14 protein-coding genes are annotated in these 17817 nt (G+C 61.6%); 6 read left to right on the forward strand and 8 right to left on the reverse strand.

Features of this window, described 5'->3' with window-relative positions; translation table 11 throughout:
- The first annotated feature begins 101 nt into the window (after positions 1-101).
- Complete coding sequence (locus JIN78_RS15965; protein ID WP_200392998.1) at positions 102-767, forward strand: hypothetical protein; 666 nt, start codon at positions 102-104, stop codon at positions 765-767.
- 222 nt (positions 768-989) lie between these two features.
- Here the strand turns inward: JIN78_RS15965 and mfd are convergent, their stop codons facing one another.
- Positions 990-4112, reverse strand: coding sequence for a transcription-repair coupling factor (gene mfd, locus JIN78_RS15970; RefSeq protein WP_200392999.1), 3123 nt, complete (start codon positions 4110-4112; stop codon positions 990-992).
- Between the two features lie 100 nt (positions 4113-4212).
- Here mfd and JIN78_RS15975 point away from each other — a divergent pair, with 100 nt between their 5' ends.
- Both JIN78_RS15975 and JIN78_RS15980 read left to right on the forward strand, forming a co-directional pair.
- Positions 4213-4920 (forward strand): peptidoglycan recognition protein family protein, encoded by a 708-nt coding sequence (locus JIN78_RS15975; RefSeq protein ID WP_200393000.1) that lies wholly within the window; start codon positions 4213-4215, stop codon positions 4918-4920.
- A 30-nt stretch (positions 4921-4950) separates the two neighbouring features.
- Entirely contained in the window at positions 4951-5316 is a 366-nt protein-coding gene (locus JIN78_RS15980) for a YkgJ family cysteine cluster protein (protein ID WP_200393001.1), read from the forward strand.
- On the opposite strand, the gene JIN78_RS15985 is transcribed toward JIN78_RS15980, so the two are convergent.
- The 7 genes from JIN78_RS15985 to JIN78_RS16015 all read right to left on the reverse strand — a co-directional run bounded on the left by JIN78_RS15985 (position 5313) and on the right by JIN78_RS16015 (position 13067).
- On the reverse strand, positions 5313-6575 hold the full coding sequence (locus JIN78_RS15985) for a hypothetical protein (RefSeq protein ID WP_200393002.1): 1263 nt from the start codon (positions 6573-6575) through the stop codon (positions 5313-5315). The two genes, JIN78_RS15980 and JIN78_RS15985, sit on opposite strands and share 4 nt — an antisense overlap.
- Positions 6576-6692: 117 nt before the next feature.
- Positions 6693-7733, reverse strand: coding sequence for a quinone-dependent dihydroorotate dehydrogenase (locus JIN78_RS15990; protein ID WP_200393003.1), 1041 nt, complete (start codon positions 7731-7733; stop codon positions 6693-6695).
- Positions 7734-7787: 54 nt separating this feature from the next.
- On the reverse strand, positions 7788-8945 hold the full coding sequence (gene metX / locus JIN78_RS15995) for a homoserine O-acetyltransferase MetX (protein ID WP_307833017.1): 1158 nt from the start codon (positions 8943-8945) through the stop codon (positions 7788-7790).
- An 87-nt stretch (positions 8946-9032) separates the two neighbouring features.
- Entirely contained in the window at positions 9033-10436 is a 1404-nt protein-coding gene (gene tatC, locus JIN78_RS16000) for a twin-arginine translocase subunit TatC (RefSeq protein WP_200393004.1), read from the reverse strand.
- 132 nt (positions 10437-10568) lie between these two features.
- The gene (locus JIN78_RS16005; RefSeq protein ID WP_200393005.1) at positions 10569-11252 is read right to left on the reverse strand and encodes an esterase/lipase family protein; all 684 of its coding nucleotides are present in this window, start codon (positions 11250-11252) and stop codon (positions 10569-10571) included.
- Positions 11249-12640, reverse strand: a complete 1392-nt coding sequence (locus JIN78_RS16010; protein ID WP_200393006.1) for a tetratricopeptide repeat protein — start codon at positions 12638-12640, stop codon at positions 11249-11251. Before JIN78_RS16010 ends, JIN78_RS16005 begins: the two co-directional genes overlap by 4 nt.
- Before the next feature lie 13 nt (positions 12641-12653).
- On the reverse strand, positions 12654-13067 hold the full coding sequence (locus JIN78_RS16015) for an RrF2 family transcriptional regulator (protein ID WP_200393007.1): 414 nt from the start codon (positions 13065-13067) through the stop codon (positions 12654-12656).
- 2 nt (positions 13068-13069) lie between these two features.
- Here JIN78_RS16015 and cysE point away from each other — a divergent pair, with 2 nt between their 5' ends.
- The 3 genes from cysE to JIN78_RS16030 all read left to right on the forward strand — a co-directional run.
- A complete protein-coding gene (cysE, locus tag JIN78_RS16020; RefSeq protein WP_200393008.1) occupies positions 13070-13933 on the forward strand; it encodes a serine O-acetyltransferase in 864 nt (287 codons plus the stop codon).
- An 85-nt stretch (positions 13934-14018) separates the two neighbouring features.
- A complete protein-coding gene (locus tag JIN78_RS16025; protein ID WP_200393009.1) occupies positions 14019-17024 on the forward strand; it encodes a serine/threonine-protein kinase in 3006 nt (1001 codons plus the stop codon).
- 21 nt (positions 17025-17045) lie between these two features.
- Positions 17046-17817, forward strand: a 772-nt coding sequence (locus JIN78_RS16030) for a NupC/NupG family nucleoside CNT transporter (RefSeq protein ID WP_307833018.1), incomplete at its 3' end; no start/stop codon positions are given.

A 17817-nucleotide genomic window follows, 5' to 3' on the forward strand; every position in this document is an offset into this window, starting at 1 on the left:
CAAGTGGCTGCGGGATAGCCCACGAAAATCCTAAGCACGCCATTTTTCCTTGAAAAGGTGCTGGTCTGGCAAATCATCAACCATATAATCTCTGCTAAAAAATGAAGCTTACCCTATCTCTACTCTTAGCCTGCGTGACGATAGCAACTGGTATCCCGATGGTGCCTAATTCCCTATCGCCAGACGGGAAGATTTATGCGGTAATGGATATTGATCGAGACCCAGAGATTTCACCCGAATGGAAGGGGGACAGTTTTCCTCGGATCGAGATCACACAGAAAAGCACAGGGCGGATTCTAGCCTCAATCGAATATTTTGGTTCTCCTGGGGATGATGCTCGTCCACTTCGAGAACATGTGCGTGTGAGTTGGCGACCAGACTCTAAAGCGTTTGGAATTACCATCGACGATAGGTTCTACTCCTCATGTGTGGTATATGTAACGAACCTCGAAGGGCAGTTTGTTAAAGCACCATCACTGCCCTCCGATTACGAGAAGATGACTGGATTTCCAGCCCCTAATGCAGAAGATCTGCGACCGCGAGGACGAGAACAAGTCATTGGGTGGGATAAAGAAGGGCTATTGATTTACAGCATTTTTCTCTCGCCTTTACCCAGCTTCAATGGGAAAGATCCGCTGCAACATACTGTGTATCTGAATATAACCCCTGATTCCGTACGGGTCGTGCGGGTTGAACACGAGGAGGGCGAGTGGAAGAACGGCGACTGGATACCAACAAAGGCAGAACAAACCACTGAGGCCGACTGAGCAGTGATTTTTCTTTTCCTTGAGGGAGGGGGATGGTGAGGCTGGAGAAGTGATGTTGGTTTGTCTTCGAGGCCCCGGGGCTGGAAGGGAGTCTGATACGAACGCATGAAAGCCGATTCGCGGAGGCCTCGGCGAGGCTCCCCCCCGGGGAAGGAGCGTCGGGGCTCTTTGCCGGGGAATTTTCGCCCGAGCCTAGGGAGAAACTCGTCTTTGCGCAGGAGATCAGACCATGGTGTTGAGGAGGTCGATGGCTTCTTCGATTTGGCGTTCGGCGGATTTGGCTTTGAGGCGGGGGAAGGTGTTGCCGGAGAGGTAGCCGCCGTTTTTCTGCACGATAAGGCGCTTTTCTTTGATTTCCAGGAGGTCGGCACCGAGGGCGGCCCCGGCGAGGCGGAGCCGGGTGGCGAGGAGGAGGTTTTTGGCAGGCTTGGGGAGGCGGCCATAGCGGTCGCGCCATTGGTCGCCGAGGGCGGTGAGTTCGGCGGGATTGCCGAGGGTGGCGAGGGCGCGGTAGGCCGCGACGCGTTCCTTGGCCTCGGGGATGTAGGCGGCGGGGAGGTAGGCAGGGAGCTGGCCTTTCTCGTAGCGGCCCTCGGTGAAGGAGAGGATATCGGCGCGGAGGACGAGATCGGCGGGGCGGGTCTGCTTTTTGCCCTGCAATTCTTCCACCGATTGCTTGAGCAGTTGGCAATAGAGATCGAAGCCGATGGCGGCCATGTGTCCGGATTGCTTGGTGCCGAGGAGGGAGCCCGCGCCGCGAATCTCGAGGTCGCGCATGGCGATGCGAAAGCCGCTGCCGAGGGCGGTGTATTGGCGGATGGCGTTGAGTCGTTTGCGGGAATCTCCTCCGGCCACGGCTTCGCGGGGAAGGAAGAGGAAGGCGTAGGCCTGGCGGTCGGAGCGGCCCACCCGGCCCCGCAATTGATAGAGGTCGGCGAGGCCGAAGCGGTCCGCGCGATCGATGAGGATGGTGTTGGCGTTGGGGATGTCGATCCCGCTCTCGATGATGGTGGTAGCGAGGAGGATGTCCGCCTGGCCATCCACGAACTTGTGCATCACGACCTCCAGCTCGTCCTTGTCCATTTGGCCGTGGCCGATGACGATTTTGGCCTTAGGGACGAGTTCCTGGATGCGGTCGCGCATGTGCTCGATGGTGCCGACGCGGTTGTGGAGAAAGTAGACCTGGCCGCCCCGGGCGAGTTCGTTTTCGATGGCTTTCTTGATGATGCGCTCGTCGTAGGCGTGGATTTCGGTTTTGACGGGATTGCGGTTGGGCGGGGCGGTGTCGATGGTGGACATGTCGCGCACGCCCATGAGGGAAAAGTAGAGGGTGCGGGGAATGGGGGTGGCGGAGAGGGTGAGGACATCGATTTGGCGGAAGCGCTCCTTGAGAGCTTCCTTGTGCTTGACGCCGAAGCGTTGCTCCTCGTCGACCACCACTAGGCCGAGGTTTTTGTATTGGAGGTCGGGGGAAAGGAGGCGGTGGGTGCCGATGACGATGTCCACCGAACCGTTGGCGAGGCCCTGGAGGGTCTCCCGGACTTCGGCGGGCTTGCGGAAGCGGTTGAGGAGGTGGATGGTGATGGGAAACTCCGACATGCGCGCGCAGAAGTTGCGGTGATGTTGCTCGGCGAGGACGGTGGTGGGACAGAGCATGACGGCCTGGGAGCCGCCGGTGACGGCCTTGAAGGCGGCGCGAATGGCGACCTCGGTTTTGCCAAAGCCGACATCCCCGCAGATGAGCCGGTCCATGGGCTGGGGAGCTTCCATATCGGCCTTGGTGGCGGAAATGGCGCTGAGCTGATCGGGGGTCTCGGTGTAGGGAAAGGCATTTTCGAAGTCCCACATCCACTTCGAATCCGGCGGGTGGGCGTGCCCGGGGACGGTCTCGCGCTCGGCCTGCACCTTCAGCAGGCGGGCGGCGTAGTCGCGGATGGCTTTCTCGGCCTCGGCCTTGGTCTTTTTCCACTTGGCGGAGCCCAGTTTGGAGAGCTCGGGGGTGGCCCCGCCGGTGCCGATGTAGCGGGCCACGAGGTGGGCGTGGGAGAGGGGAACGTGGACGGCGGCCTCGTCGCGGTAGCGGAGGATGAGCTCCTCGCGGCCCTCCTCGTCATATTCGATGCCCTCGAAGCGGCCGAGACCATATTCGGCATGGATGACGAGGTCTTCCTCACGCAGTTCCTCGACTTCGAGGCGGGTACTCTGGGCGCGTTGCTTGTCGAGCTCGCTGAGGCGGGCGGGTTTGTTATAGCGACCAAAAAGCTCTGAGAGTGAGAGGAAGGCGACCTTTTTTTCCGGTAAAATAAAACCGCGGGGAAGCCAGCGGCGCCAGCTGACGAGTTCGTCGTCTTTGGCAAATTGCTGTTGGGAAAGCTCGTGGAAGCGGTGGTGCTCGCCCTCGTTGGCGGAGGCCACCACGAGGTCCCAGCCCTCGTCCAGCCAGTGGCGCATCTGGCGCAGAACGGCATCGCGCTGGAAGTCGTGCATCACGAAATCCCCGGAATCGAGGGCGGCGAAGGGGAGAGCGAGAGCGGGCAGGGTGAGGTCATGTCCAGTGGGGGCATCGCTGAGGAGAAGGGCGGGAGGGTGCTCGGGGGGCTCCTCTTCCGAGTCCTCGCAGCGGAGCACGAGGTCGCCGGGAGCGAGCCAGTCGACGAGCAGGGAGGCGCTGTCGGGAGTCTCGAGCTGCAGGCGCACGTGGTCGAGGCGCTTGATGGTGGTCTGGCTGTGGAGGTCGAACTCGCGCAGGGATTCGAGGGTGTCGTCGAAGAACTCGAGGCGGATGGGGTGGGTGGTATTGGGGGGAAAGAGGTCGAGGATGCCACCCCGGCGCGCGAACTGGAGGCGGGCATGGACCTGGGGGACTTTCTCGAAATCGAGGGCGAGCAGGCGGGCCTCCAGATCGGCGGGGTCGAGGGTCAGGTCGGGCGAGAGCTCAAGGGCGGCCTCGCGCAGGGTGTCGGGGCGGGGGGCGGAGGACTGCCAGGCGGAGGGCGGGAGGAGCACCGGGGCTTGCGCGTGGTCGGCGGCCAATTGGTGGAGAGCGAGCTGCCAATCTCCGCCGGGGCCGAGCGTGGTGTCGTTTTGCAGTTCTGGGGCGGGGAGGGAGAGCGGTTTCGGGCCCGGGAAGGAGCTGAGTTCCTCTTCCAGACGGTTGCGATGGCGGGGATTGGCCACCTCGAGCCAGAGGCGTCGCCCTTCTTTTTGCAAGGAGCGGGCGAGGCTGGCGATGACGACCGGGCGCGCGGCTTCTTCGATTGGGCCCCACCTTTGTCCTGGCTGTGGCGAGGCCGGAGAGAGGAGCGAATCGAGGAGCTGGGAGACGTAGGGGTCGCCGTCAGGCATGGGAAAGCGACTATCGCGGAAGGAAATAATCGCGCAATCGAAACTTCACATCTCCGAAAATTCGCTTAATGTGGAGTCTTCTCCGACCAATTATTTCGTGATGAAAAAATTTCTTTCCCTTCTCACCCTCCCCCTGCTTGGTCTCTCTTTCAGTGGTTGTAGCACGAGCGAACCCGAGCTGAGGGCGTATCAATACCGGGGTTCGACGACCTACGTCAGCTCTGGCTCCAATGCCCGCAGTGCCCGGGCCCTTCTTTCCGAGGTGCGCCTGCGGCGTGACATCATTTCCCGGGGGGCGCGGGGTCGCACGAACAAGCACATGTCGCCTCGTTACATCACCATTCACAGCACGCAGAATTGGTCGCGGGGAGCGGATTCCAGCCGCCACGCTTTGGCCCTCAAGAATAGCAAGCTGGGCCGCATCTCCTGGCACTACACCACCGACGATCGGCAAGCGGTGCAGCATCTGCCGACAAGTGAACAGGGCAATCATGCCGATCATGACGGACCCGGGAACAAATACAGCATTGGTATTGAGATGTGCGAGCACCCCGGGTGCAGTCGGGCGGCCACCATGGATCGCACCGCCAAGCTGGCGGCCTATCTGATGGTGGAGCACAATATCCCGCTTTCCCGGGTGGTGCCGCATTATCATTGGCCGCGTTGGGGGAAAAACCCACCCAATAAGAATTGCCCCCATTTCCTCATGACCAATGGGCGTCCGGGAGCGAAGTGGCAGGCCTTTTTAGCCAAAGTGAACCGTTACCATCGCCAGATCAGCGGCGGTTCCTCCTACGCCCGTCGCTAAGCGAGTCCGTTTCTTTTTCCCGAAATTTTCATGGCTGCTGCCACCCACAAGGGCGTCTACTACGTTTGTCAGCGCTGCACGGCTTGTTGCCGCTGGCCCGGTGATGTGGTCTTGGAGGAAGGAGAGGCGGAAAAGATTGCCGCTTATCTAGAGTTGCCATTGGACGCTTTTATTCAGGAGCACACCCAGCTGAGTGCGAATCGGCGCCATCTTTCGCTGAAGGAAAATCCCGATCATTCCTGTGTCTGGCTGGAGGGCAACGACTGCACCCTGCAAGCGGTCAAGCCCAGCCAATGCGCGGGTTTTCCCAACAAGTGGAACTTCAAGGGATGGAAATCCTACTGCGAAGCGATTCCGGTGCCACTTGACGAGCTGCCGGCTGAGAGCGGGGATTAATCCTCTTCGGCAAACTCGATGTCGATGCCCTTGGAGCGCCAGCCATCGGAAATATCCTGAGCGAGTTCGGCGTAGGTGCGGCCTTGGAGGAGGGCTTGCAAGGCTTCTTCGCCCTCTTTCCCTTCGCGCAGGGCCTTGAGGAAGGCTGTGATTGCCACCCGGTCGCCGCCTCCCTCCATTTCAAAGAAATAAGCGGTAACGAGGAGTCCGAGGCCGTAGTTGAAATTGGCATTGGCGGTGAAGGAACCGTAGGATTGCAACATGTAGTCCTTCAAGGCGGGAGCGGAAATCTCGTCGCCCAGAGCGCGTCCCCCTTCACCCTTGCGCCCATATTCCGTGGCGTAGTCGCGGGCGGCATTCAAGGTCTTGGTGACCATGAAGTTCCCGGAGCGGTAGGGAGTCACTCCCACGTATTCGGCCAGACCTTCGGAGAACCAGCCACGTGCGCCCGATTTGTAATATTCGTGGTCAGTGAGCTGGTGGGCCAGTTCGTGGGGGAGGGTCTTGTTGCTTTCCCCATAGTCCACGGAATAGGAGGAACCCACCTTTTTCACGCCCAGGGAAGTCAGGGGAACCATGACCACGTCGGAGCCGCCCATGTAGACGCCAGCGGAGCCGGGAGGACCTCCGTTGCGGAAGTAGGTTTCTTCCGACTCGCAGAGAATGATGCGGTTGCGGTGGGTTTTGCCCGCGACGTGCGCTTTTTTGCTGGAAATCGGCAGTTGGCGCATCATCTCGCGGGTGCCCTCGAAGAGGATGGCAAAGCGTTCGACGAGATGGCTTTTCAGCTCGACATCGCAGACGAATTCGTAGTGGTCGCTATGGTAGACCCATTCTTTTTTTTCGGGGTCCTGGCGCACGAGATCGACACTGACTCCCTCGGGGGTTTTGATGAGTTTGGGCCATTCGTGGTCAAAGTTGTCCGGGATTTCCGCCGTGAGCCGTTCCAAGCTTCGCAAGCGCTCTCCATAGCCGGCGTCGGGATTGTAATCTTCTCCACTGGTGCTCCCTTTGCTCGTGACTTCGCCATCGTTGCGAATCCATTCCTTCACGTAGTCCTGATCGGCCTCGCTGAGGGTGTTCAAGGCGACTGCGGTGGAAGCGCTGCGACCTGAGAACTGGATGATGGCCTCGCTCTCGGTGGCGGTGATGAGCTCGCCCTCGGCAGTTTGATTTTTCGTGTTGGTCCAGGTGCGGACCTCCGCTTGGAGCGTGGCCACGGAAAGGAGGAGGGCAGCGGTGAGAGTCGAAGAGGGCATGGGCATGGATTCGGGTCGGAAGGGAGAGGAGGGTGAAATTCCTCTACATAACGTCGGGCGGAGCCATTTTTTATAAGAAATCTTCTCTTTTTCGTGGGGGCCATTCCGTCCGCCGAGTTAGGAGGTTTGGCCCGAGAGACCTGCCAAGATGTCAGCAATCAGTTGGGGACCCCGGTAGATGAAGCCAGTGTAAAGTTGCAAGAGGGTGGCTCCCGCAGCCAGCTTGGCGAGGGCATCTTCTGCGGTCATGATGCCGCCCACTCCGATGATGGGCACTTCTTTGCCGAGGGCGGAGTGGAATTGTCCGATGACCCGGGTGGACAGGTCGCTTTCGGGGGCACCGGAGAGCCCGCCCGCTTCTTCGGCATGGCGATGGCCTGCGATGGCGCTGCGGTCGATGGTGGTATTGGTGGCGATGAGGGCGTCGAGACCGCCCTCGCGAAAGACGCCCGCCAGCTCCGTGATGTGCTCGTCGGTGAGGTCGGGGGCGACCTTGAAGGCGATGGGGACGCGCTTGCCGTGTTCCCGGGCCAGGGTTTCGCGTTCCTCCTGCAGGGCGGCCAGCAGGCGGGCGGTGGGCTCGGCTGCCTGCAGGTCCCGCAAGCCCGGGGTGTTGGGCGAGGAGAGATTGACCGTGATGTAGTCGGCGACCTCGTAGGCGGCGCGGAAGGCGATGAGGTAGTCGGAGAGGGCCTCCTCATTGGGGGTGACCTTGTTTTTGCCGACATTGAAGCCCACCGGGCCGGTGAAGGAGCGGCGGGATTTCACGTTGGCCACGCCTGCCTCGATGCCGGGATTATTGAATCCCATGCGGTTGATGAGGGCCTCGTGCTCGGGGAGGCGGAAGAGACGGGGCTTGGGGTTGCCGGCCTGGGCCTTGGGGGTGATGGTGCCGATCTCGATGAAGGAGAAACCGAGGCGACCGAGGGCGTCGATGGTGTTGCCTTCCTTGTCCAGGCCCGCCGCCAGCCCCACGGGATGAGCAAAGGTCAGGCCCATACAGGTCACTTCCTGACTGGCGGGCAGGCGGGGGGCCATTTTTGCCAGCAAGCCCGCCTTTTCGGCAGTGCGGAGGGAGGCGAGGGACAGGTGGTGGGCCTTTTCGGCATCGAGCTTGAAAAGGAGATTTTTGAGCGTGGGGTAGGTGGAAGCGAGCACGGCGGCGGATGCTGTCGCAAGAGCGCGGAAAGGTCAAATCACGGCCGTGTCTCCCTAGCTGCCGGGCAGTTCATCATGCTCGAGGTGGAATTTGAGCTGGGGGACATAGAGGTGGGGTTCGAGAAGGAAGGAATCGTGGCCCTTGTCCGAGTGCACGGTGAGATGGGTCACTGGAATGCCGGATTTTTCCAAATCAGAGACCAGCTCGGCCTGCTCCTCGGGATAGAAGCAGAAGTCGGAGTCGATGGAAAAGACGAGGAAATGGTGGCCCTCCCGCTTGGAGCCAGCAAAGAGTTCTTCCGCTGTTTCCAGCCCGGCCTCTCGCAGGGCATTGTAGGAGGACCACATGTCGACGATGCGGAGGTAGGTATTGGCATCGAAGCGTTTGGTGAACTTTTTGCCCTGGTGCAGCATGTAGGACTGGAAGGGGTCGGTGACGCCATACCACGAGAGCATTTCCTTTTCGGGCACGATTTCGCGCTTGGCCCGGCGCTCGAAGGCGTCGATGTGGACAAAGGTTTTGTGGGAAATCATGCGGGCGAGAGCGAGTCCCAGATTGGGCGTGCCGCAGTCGTAGTAATCGCCTCCGTTGAAATAGGGATCATTCTCGATGGCCAGAATTTGCTCGAAGAGGAGCAGGCGGTTGAGAATGGTGTTTTTGTAGGAAGAAGCGACCGAAACGACCTTGTGGGTGCGCTCGGGAAAGAGGTTGGCAAAGGTCAGGGCACAGAGGCCACCCACGGAGGGACCGACCACGGCGTGCAGGCGGTCGATGCCGAAGTGATCGAGGAGTCGGGCGGCGAAGCGGGCCTGATCGCCCACCGTGACGTGGGGAAAACGCGAGCCGTAGGGCTGGCCCGTGGCGGGATCGGGGGAAGAGGGCCCCGTCGAGCCGTAACAGCCGCCCAAGTAGTTGGGGGCGATGACGCAGAAGCGGTCGGTATCAATGCCTTTGCCCGGGCCGATGAAGTCGTTCCACCAGCCTTCGTGCAGTTCCTCGGTCCAGAACTCGTTGCCTGCGATGCCGCGATTGATGCCCATGGCGTGGTGCGAGCCGGAGAGGGCATGGAAGAGGAGGATGGCGTTGGAGCGATCCTCGTTCAGTTCGCCGTAGACTTCGTAGGCGACTTGGGGCGATTGCAGGGTGATTCCCTCCGCGACTTCGAATTGGTCGAGGGTCAGGAATTCGGTGATGACGGCTTGTTCAGACACAGTGATTTCTTTCGTGGCGGGAGGGTGGGCCGAGAGAAGCCGTTCGGAGCCCCTCTGGCAAAGGGAAAATGAGGGGCTTCCTCCTCCTCACTTCAAAGGATCGAAATTGGAGTCTTCCTCCCGATTGTCGGAGTCGGAGGAATTGCCCTTCGCTTGATTCGGCTCTTTGTCCGGCTCCTCATCCGGTTCGATGGGGGCTTGCGAGTAGAGATCTTCGGCTTCGGGATCCGGGCCGGCATAGTCGTCTTCGTCAGCGATGATTTCTTCCGGGGGAGCCATGGTCTCGGGCTCTTCCGTGACGGGTTGTTCTTCGTCGAGATCGTCCTCTTCGTTGCGGCTGGCCGCTCCCGGGGCGGCGAGGAGGCGGGCCATGCGTTCTTCTTCCTCCGCGGCTTCCTTGGCCTTTTCTTTCTTATCGATGAAGTAGGCCAGCCAGATGCAGATTTCGTAGAGAATATACATGGGCACGGCGAGGAGCCCGAGGGTGAGAGCGTCGGGGGTGGGGGTGATGATGGCCGCGATCACCACGATGGCCAGGATGGCGTAAGAACGGGTGGTGCGCATCATCTCGTAGGACAGGATGCCCAACTTGACCAGGGTCATGACCACGACGGGAAGCTCGAAGGCGAGGCCGAAGATGAGCACGAACTGGGTGGCGAAGGAAATGTAGTAGCCGATGCGCCAATCGTTCTGGATGCCCATCTCCAGGGAGTATTGGTAAAAGAAATCGAGGACGTTGGGCAGGATGATGAAGTAGGCGAAGAGCACGCCGGTGAGGAAAAGGCAGAAGCCGATGCCGAGGGCGGGGAAGAGAGCCCGCTGTTCGGCCTTGTGCAGCCCGGGGAGGACAAATTGCAGGAGGAAAAAGAGGAGCAAGGGGAAGGAAACGACCAGGGCGGCGAAGAAGGCGAGCTTGACGGAGAGCATAAAGCCCTCGGTCGGATTGAGCGATTGCATCAGCACCATGCGTCCTTTGGCATCGAGCTGGGCATTGGGGTTGCCCCGCACGAGTTTCTTGAGCTGGACGTGCATTTCCGGGGACAAGCCGGGGATGGTGGCGACATACTTCTCGCGCGCTTTTTCATCCTCAATGGCCAACGCGATGCGGAAGTGGTAGGCGGCCTCGACGTGGAAGGCAAAGTTCTCATCCTCGGTGCCGGCGAACTTCTGGAAATGGTTCCGCTGCCCGGGAGTGAGCCCGATGGCGTCATTGGAAACGCGCACCGCTTTTTCCCAAGTGGCGAGGCTGGGCTTGGGATCGAGTTCGTCGAGGGCGCTCTTCTGCGAAAGGGTCCAGACTTGCTCCACCGGATGGCGGATGATGTCCATCAGCTGATTCCGAAAGACGTAGCACACCAGGGTGGCGAGGACGAGGGTGAGGATGATACGGGTGAGGGTGACCCGCAGATCGTCCAAGTGGGCCAGGAATGGCTTTTCGGCCTCGGGATTCGACTGGTCGCGAATTTCAAAAAGCTTGGTGAGAAAAAACATGGGTAGGAAAGCCCGCGCGGCGGCGAGGAAGCTAGGAGGTCTTACGCGGAGTGGCCAGCGACTTTTCCGACAAGCTCGCTCTCTGCCCTCCCGCCGTCTGCGGAGGGCGCCTGTTTCTTCGTTGGGAGGCGGTCACGGGCGGATCTGGTCGCGGCTGCGAATCAGTTGGGCCAGCTGATCGTGCAAGTCCGTTTGTTGCAGAATCTCATTGTGTCCGGGAGCGGTGATGACGCGATTGTCGGCATTGGAGAGCTCGGAGCTGATGTTGGGGATGATGACCAAATCGCGTGTGGAGCGGAAGGTTGTCACGGGAAATGAGGGGGGCCGGGCGTGGAGGTTTCTCAGGAAAAGGGAACCGGGGGTCATCTCGCGACCGGCTGGTCCCCCGTGCAAATTGGCCAGAACCGTGCCCTGGTGGGGAGTGGCGATGGTGGCGAGGCCGCGGCATCGCCGGGCCCAGACCGGGTCTTGCAGGAGTTGCAAGGAGACGAGACCTCCCATGCTGTGGCCGACGAATTGTAAGGGGTCCTCCGCCGCGGTGTTTTCCGTCACGAATTGCCCCAGTTGCCGGGCGAGGGTTTCGATGGAGACACTTCCGTTGGCCGGTTGGAGATTGGGCGTCAGGCAGTGGAAGCCCCTTGCGGTGAGCGCTTCCTGCAGGGGGCGGACGTGGCCCGAGCCGGCGTAGAGGCCATGCACCACAATGACGGTCGAGGGGCGGGGAGGTGTGCTTGCTCCCGGCGGGGGTGGCACGGTGCAGCTGCCGAGGACCAAGGATAGGAGGAGGGCAAAGAGGACTGGGGGAAAGAACTTCATTCGAGGAGGGCGCGAGCTTCCTCATTTTCCGGGTCCAGGGTCAAGGCGCGTTGCAGCAGGGCCTTGGCGGGGGCCTCGTTTTTTCCCTCCGCCAGCCAGAGAGCGGCCAAGGCGGTGATCGCCCGGGCGTATTTCGCCGGTTCGGCATCGAGATTGATACCCTGGGCGGCTTGTCGCAGTCGCGTTTCCGCCGCTGCGTGGTCGCCCGCTGCCCGGAGACTGTGGGCGAACTCCAGCTGGAAGTCGGTATCCAGATAGCGGGCGTCCGCCGGATCGCCCGATTCTTCCGCCAGCTTTTCGGCCTGGCGGAATTGGCGGGCCGCCTCGCGAGTCAGCCCATCCCGCAGAGTGGCAATGGCGAGGCGGGCCTGCAGACCGGCGTGGTCGGGATGATGGAAGCGGAATTTCTCCAGCAGCAGGCGGGCCTCATGGGCTTGTCCTCTCTCGAGATACTCATCTGCCAGCTCCAGGGCCTCTTCTGGACGTCCTCCCCGGATGCGGAGGGTTTCGGCGCGGTGAAAGAGCGCTTTTCCGGGATCGCCTTCTTGTTGAAACAATCTGCCGAGGGACTGGTGGGCGAGGGCTTGATCGGGGTCAATGGCCACGACGGTGAGCAGGGTGTCCCGGCCCGCCATGCGGTCTCCTGCGGACAGTTGCAGCAGTCCCAGGCGGATGCGTAGGGAGTGGGAGGTTGGCCTTAGGGCGAGATGTTTTTGCAAAACTGCGATGGCTGCGGGCAAGCGATCGGCCTGGCGATGATACTCCGAGACCCGGCGGGCGAGGTCGGGGCGGGCGAGGCCCGAGAGCTCGAGCTGGGTCATCACGCGGGCCTGGCCTTGGGCGAATTCTTCACTATCTGCCGGGTAAAGGGTTTCCACCAGGGGGGCGAGCGCCAGCCAGTGGTCGGGATCGGCCCGTTCTGCCGCCAGCTCCTGCGCCAGCAGAGTCAGTGATTTCTCCCGATCACCCAGGTTTTCGTAAAGATTGATGAGAGCGGGAAAGACTGCGGGGTGATGCGGGAAGCGCGCGTGGGCCAGCTCCAGGGTCTGCAGGGCGGAGCGGCGGGCGAGTTCGTCATGGGGAGCGTGTTGGCGGAGGTAGGCGGCATAGTCCACCTGGGCGGTCAGATTGTCGCGGTGAGCTTCCGCGTAGTTCCGCAGGGTCGCAGTGGCGGAGGGGAAGTCGGTGGTCACTTGCGCGGCCACCACCTTGCGGACGAGGAAGTAGTTCCCGCTATCCCGGGAGAGCGCCTGGGAATAGATGTCGCGGGCTTCCTCCGCGCGTCCGGCTGTTTCCGCCAGCACGCCCCGGGCAAAGTGGGTCAGGTTTTCCTGCGGGCTGCCGGACAGCAGGTTGTTGACGAGGAGGAGAATGAGGACGGCGCGCATGGGGCGAAGGGCGTTAGATGAACCACATGGGCTCATTGCTGGGTTGGGCCAGTTGTTCCAAAGTCGTTTGCTGGAGGCTGGTGGTCAATTCCTGGGACAGCTTTTGCCAAATCTGGTGCAGCGCGACCGCAGACTCTCCCTCCCCGGGGGAAGGCTCTTCGAGCAGTTGGGGGTCGACAGCTTCAATGATGCGGGCGAGCGTGATTTCGGTCGGAGGGGCTCCCAGCAGGTAGCCTCCGCTTTTTCCCCGTTTGGAAATGACGAGATTGGCTTGCTTGAGGTCAGAGAGGATTTGCACGAGGAAGGTTGCGGGCACATGCTCGCGGGACGCGAGGTCCTCGAGACGAAGAGGGGACTTGCCATCATGGTGTTTGGCCAATTGGATGGCCGCGCGGCAGGCATATTCAAGTTTTTGGGAAATCCTCACTGATGAAAGAAGAGCACGTAGAAACGATCGAGACCAGCGGGAAGAGTGCCCGCTTGTGCAAACACCAGTCCGTGGTGGTGAGCGAATTGTGGGAGAGCCTGCGCTGCGCGGCGACCCGCATCGCGGAGGATGAGCCCCGGCTGAGCGCCCTGGTGCGCGATGTCATCCTCGATCAAGACTGCTTGGGCGAGGCTCTGGCGGCCCGTCTTTCCCGCAAATTAGCCCGCGAGGATATGGGCCGCGAGGAGGTGGAATCCCTTTTGGTGGAGGTCTTTGCCGAGCATCCCGAACTGGTCCATAGCGCGGGGGAGGACTTGCAAGCGATCCATGACCGCGATCCGGCCTGTGATTGCCTGAGCGAGCCCCTGCTCTACTACAAGGGCTTCGCGGCCATCTCCACTTATCGCGTTTCCCACCAGTTGTGGAGCAATGGGCGCCGCCAGTTGGCTTACTATTTCCAGAGTCTCGCCAGCGAAGTCTTCGGGGTGGATATTCACCCGGCGGCTCGGATTGGGTGTGGGATTCTGCTCGACCATGCCACCAGCTTCGTGGTGGGGGAGACCGCCATCATCGAGGACAACGTCTCCATTTTGCACGAAGTGACCCTGGGGGGGACGGGGAAAGAGACCGGGGCCCGTCACCCCATCGTGCGCTCGGGCGTCCTCATCGGCGCGGGAGCCAAGATTCTCGGTCGGGTGGAGATCTGCGAAGGGGCCAAGATTGGCGCCGGGAGTGTGGTGCTCAATGATGTGGAAGCCCACACCACGGTGGCGGGGGTGCCGGCCCAGGTCGTTGGCCGCACTTTGGAGGAAAATCCCGCCATGGGCATGGATCAGGGACTGGGCTGCCGCAGCTCCCGGGCCTGAGGGCGCCCCTTTGCTGTCCCGATCCCCGAAACTTTGCTTTGATGTTTGGTCTTCTTTTGCAGAAGGTCCTCCCTGTCTTTCACAGATGAGCGACGAACGATACGAGATCAGAGGCAAGATTGGCCAAGGGGGAGTGGGTGCGGTTTACCGGGCCTTCGACCGGAATTTGAGCCGCGAGGTCGCCATCAAGAGAGTGCTCACCGAGGAGGGCTACGATCCACAGAATGCCGAGGACGGTGCCACCCGGGCCCTTCTGAAGGAAGCCACGGCCCTGTGCTCCATCCAGCATCCCCACATTGTCACTGTCTACGATGCCGGGGTCGATCAGGATGGCCCCTTCGTCATCATGGAGTTGCTCTCCGGGCGCACCCTTGATGAGGTGGCTGAGGACGGGCCCATGAGCTGGCCGGACTTTCGCGAAACGGCGGTGCAGAGTCTGGAGGCCCTCATCGCAGCCCAGGACCTCGACCTCGTCCACCGCGACCTGAAGCCCTCCAATGTGATGGTCACCCGGCTCCCTTCGGGGAAAATCCAGATCAAGCTCGTGGACTTCGGCCTCGCCAAGTTCTCTGCCAAGCCCTCTCTGCAAACCATCGATCACGGGGATGCGGTCTTTGGCTCCATCCACTTCATGGCTCCCGAGCAATTCGAGCGCGTGCCCCTCGACCGCCGCACCGACATGTATTCGCTGGGCTGTGTCTTCTACTACTGCCTGACGGGGAAATTCCCTTTCGATGCCGAAACCGCGCCCATGGTGATGGTCGCGCATTTGCACAATACCTTCACTCCTCTGCGCGAGCACCGGCCTGATTTGCCGGATTGGGTTTGCCAATGGGTGGAATGGCACATCGCGCGGCAGCCTGATGACCGCCCTGATTCGGCACGGGAGGCTCTTGAGCGTTTTTGGGCCTTCGAGCAACCCCAGCACCAGACGGCCCCGGTCGCGGAAGTGGTTCCGGCCACGCAGATTCAGTCCGCCGTCCCCTACAAGGAAGGGGAAAAACCCAATCGCCTGACCGGGCCCGTGCCTCTGCATGTGGCTGCTACCCTGCAAAATCAAAGTCAGGACCAAGCAACGGAAGAACCGGCGGAAAATGAGCCGGCCGAAGAGGCTGGAGAGGTCTCCCATGGTCAGGAAGTCCGCGCCGCCGCCGATCCTGCGGTTGCGGCCGAGAAACCCACCGCTCTCCCGGAGGCAGGGAAAACGGCTCCCGATGCTCCCGGAACGACTCCCGATGCTTCCGGAACGGCTCCCGATGCTTCCGGAACGGCTCCCGAAGCTTCCGGAACGGCTCCCGAAGCTTCCGGAACGACTCCCGATGCTTCCGGAACGGCTCCCGATGCTCCCGGAACGACTCCCGAAGCTTCCGGAACGGCTCCCGATGCTTCCGGAACGGCTCCCGATGCTTCCGGAACGGCTCCCGATGCTTCCGGAATGGCTCCCGATGCTTCCGGAACGGCTCCCGATGCTCAGGAAGTTCCGCCGAAGACTGAGAAAGTTTCGCCAAAGGCCCAGGATGCTGGGGAGAAAAAGTCGCCCCGGCCCGTCAAAAAAGCGGCCCAGAAGAAAGCCGCTCCGGCTCCTCCGGCCGAGAAGGGACCGCAAGTTCCGGCGGGCCAGAGTGCTCCGCCCGCTCCCGCCCCTCCCGCAGCCAAGCCCCAGCCTCCCGTGGCACCCATTGCGGCGAAGAAGAGATCAGCCCCGGTAGCTCCGCGAAGGGCCGCTCCGGCGAGTCCGTCCGCGCCTGTAGGTGGTGCGCCGCCCCGGACCCTTCCTCCGGCAGGGGGCCCGGTGCGAACAGCTCCAGCCCCGGCGAGCCCTCCGGCGGCTTCCCCCGTAAAGTTGCCCCCTCTGCAGCCGGCTGCAACCCCGGCGCCCAAGCCTTCCCTTTCCTCGCTGCCCACCCCAGCTTCGGGGCTTGCCGCGAGCCCTCAATCCATTCAACCTCAAGTTCCGATGTCCGATAATTCACCAGCCGATGCCCAGCTTCTCCTTGCCAAAAAGAAATCCAACAACGCCGTCAAGGTGACCGTGGCGGTCATGCTGGGCATTCTCATCCTCGTGGCCGGGGTCTTCGTCTACGATGCTATGGGCAAGTCGAAGGTGCGGGAGGAATTGAATCAGTTGATGAAGGAGGCCGCCAATCCCGCCACCAAGGAGGTCGCTCTCACCGGCGAGCAGGTAGAGGCCTTCCTGGCTGAAGCGGCGACTATTGACACCGCCACTGACAAGGGGGCGATTTACCAAACCCTCTATCTTGGCAAGGCCGCCGATGGCACGGATATCGACCAACGGGTGGCGGAGTTTGCCACCGAGGAAGCCATCCCCGAGCAGGTGCGCGACAAGCTCTTCCAAATCGTGGAGCGGCGGGGTGGCGAGGCGGGGATTCCCTATTTGCTCAAATTTGCTGAAGACAGTGCGGACGAGGCTGCGGTGGAGGCGGCCCTCGATGCCACGGGGGAAAATCTCCAGCCCCGGCATCTTCCCACTCTCTACGACCTGATCGCTGCGGCGGACTCGCCCCAGGTGCGGGGAGCCGCTGAACGGGCGGTGCGGCGCAATCTGCTCGTGCGCAAAAACAACTCGGTAGCCGCGAAGGATTTGTTGGCCGCCTACGAGGGGTCCTCTTCCGCGCCGGCCAAGGAGACCTTTCTGCGTCTTCTCGGCACCACCGCCCGGCCCGAGGCGGAGAAGGCGATTGAAAGCGCCCTGGCTTCGGAAGAGAACAGTCTGGTGGTGGCCGCCTACAGTGCGCTGGCCAACTGGCGGGATGATTCCCAGTTTGCGCGGCACCTTGAGGCCCTGCAGGGGGAGGAGACCACTTTCCGTCGCTCGCATGCTTTCGACTCCGTCATCACCCTCCTGACCGGGGACGCGGAGATTGCGGAGGACGATTTGCAGGCCCATTGGACGAGTCTGGCATCCGATCTGCGGGATGTGCGGGAGAAGAGAGCATTCATCACCAAGCTGGCAGTGCGCTCGGACCCCTGGGCCATCGCGCTCATCGAGCCCCTGACGGACGATCCCGACGACGACACCTCCTTCCTGGCAGAAAAGGCGGTGGAGAAAATGACCGCTCGTAGCAAGTAAGCATCACCAACCCCCTTTATCATGACAGGACTCCTCGGCATCATTCTTCTCCTCGGCCTGGGCGTCCTACTCTCCCGGGAGCGTTCCGCCATTAGCTGGCGGGCAGTGGGCGGAGCCTTCGCTTGCCAGTTCCTCGTCGCGGTAGTGGTGTTGGTCGTCCCTTGGGGGAAGACCGTGCTCCTGGCGCTGAGCAACTTTGTGGGAGCTATCATTGCGGCGGGGGAAGAGGGAATCACCTTCATTTTCGGCGGTTTGGGGGACAAGTCCTTCGGTTTTTTCTTCGCCTTCAATGTCCTGCCCATCATCATTTTCTTCAGCTCTCTGATCGCCGTGCTCTATTATCTGGGGGTGATGCATTGGGTGATCGCCATTCTTGGAGGATTGGTGAAAAAAGCGCTGGGGACCAGTCATGCCGAATCCCTCTCGGCGGTGGCCAATATCTTCGTGGGGCAGACCGAGGCCCCCCTGGTGGTGCGGCCCTATTTGGCCGGGATGACGCGCTCCGAGCTCTTCGCGGTCATGGTGGGAGGATTGGCCAGCATCGCGGGTTCAGTGATGGCGGGCTATGCCAGCATGGGAGTGGAATTGCGCTACCTCATCGCGGCTTCCTTCATGGCTGCGCCCGGAGGCCTTCTCTTTGCCAAGCTGCTGGTCCCGGAGACGGGCAAGCCCAACCGCCACGCCGAGGTCTACGGGCAGGAGGAAAAACCGGCCAATGTCTTCGACGCCGCCGCGCAGGGAGCCTCCAGTGGGCTGACCCTGGCTCTCAATGTAGGGGCCATGCTGTTGGCCT

Source organism: Roseibacillus ishigakijimensis, from assembly GCF_016595415.1.
GTDB classification, from domain to species: Bacteria; Verrucomicrobiota; Verrucomicrobiia; order Verrucomicrobiales; family Akkermansiaceae; genus Roseibacillus; species Roseibacillus ishigakijimensis.

What these genes read in the sequence shown, in the direction of transcription:
- JIN78_RS15965 (WP_200392998.1), top strand. Translation starts at nt 102, where the DNA reads ATGAAGCTTACCCTATCTCTACTCTTAGCCTGCGTGACGATAGCAACT.
- mfd (WP_200392999.1), bottom strand. Translation starts at nt 4,112, where the DNA reads ATGCCTGACGGCGACCCCTACGTCTCCCAGCTCCTCGATTCGCTCCTC.
- JIN78_RS15975 (WP_200393000.1), top strand. Translation starts at nt 4,213, where the DNA reads ATGAAAAAATTTCTTTCCCTTCTCACCCTCCCCCTGCTTGGTCTCTCT.
- JIN78_RS15980 (WP_200393001.1), top strand. Translation starts at nt 4,951, where the DNA reads ATGGCTGCTGCCACCCACAAGGGCGTCTACTACGTTTGTCAGCGCTGC.
- JIN78_RS15985 (WP_200393002.1), bottom strand. Translation starts at nt 6,575, where the DNA reads ATGCCCTCTTCGACTCTCACCGCTGCCCTCCTCCTTTCCGTGGCCACG.
- tatC (WP_200393004.1), bottom strand. Translation starts at nt 10,436, where the DNA reads ATGTTTTTTCTCACCAAGCTTTTTGAAATTCGCGACCAGTCGAATCCC.
- JIN78_RS16005 (WP_200393005.1), bottom strand. Translation starts at nt 11,252, where the DNA reads ATGAAGTTCTTTCCCCCAGTCCTCTTTGCCCTCCTCCTATCCTTGGTC.
- JIN78_RS16010 (WP_200393006.1), bottom strand. Translation starts at nt 12,640, where the DNA reads ATGCGCGCCGTCCTCATTCTCCTCCTCGTCAACAACCTGCTGTCCGGC.
- cysE (WP_200393008.1), top strand. Translation starts at nt 13,070, where the DNA reads ATGAAAGAAGAGCACGTAGAAACGATCGAGACCAGCGGGAAGAGTGCC.
- JIN78_RS16025 (WP_200393009.1), top strand. Translation starts at nt 14,019, where the DNA reads ATGAGCGACGAACGATACGAGATCAGAGGCAAGATTGGCCAAGGGGGA.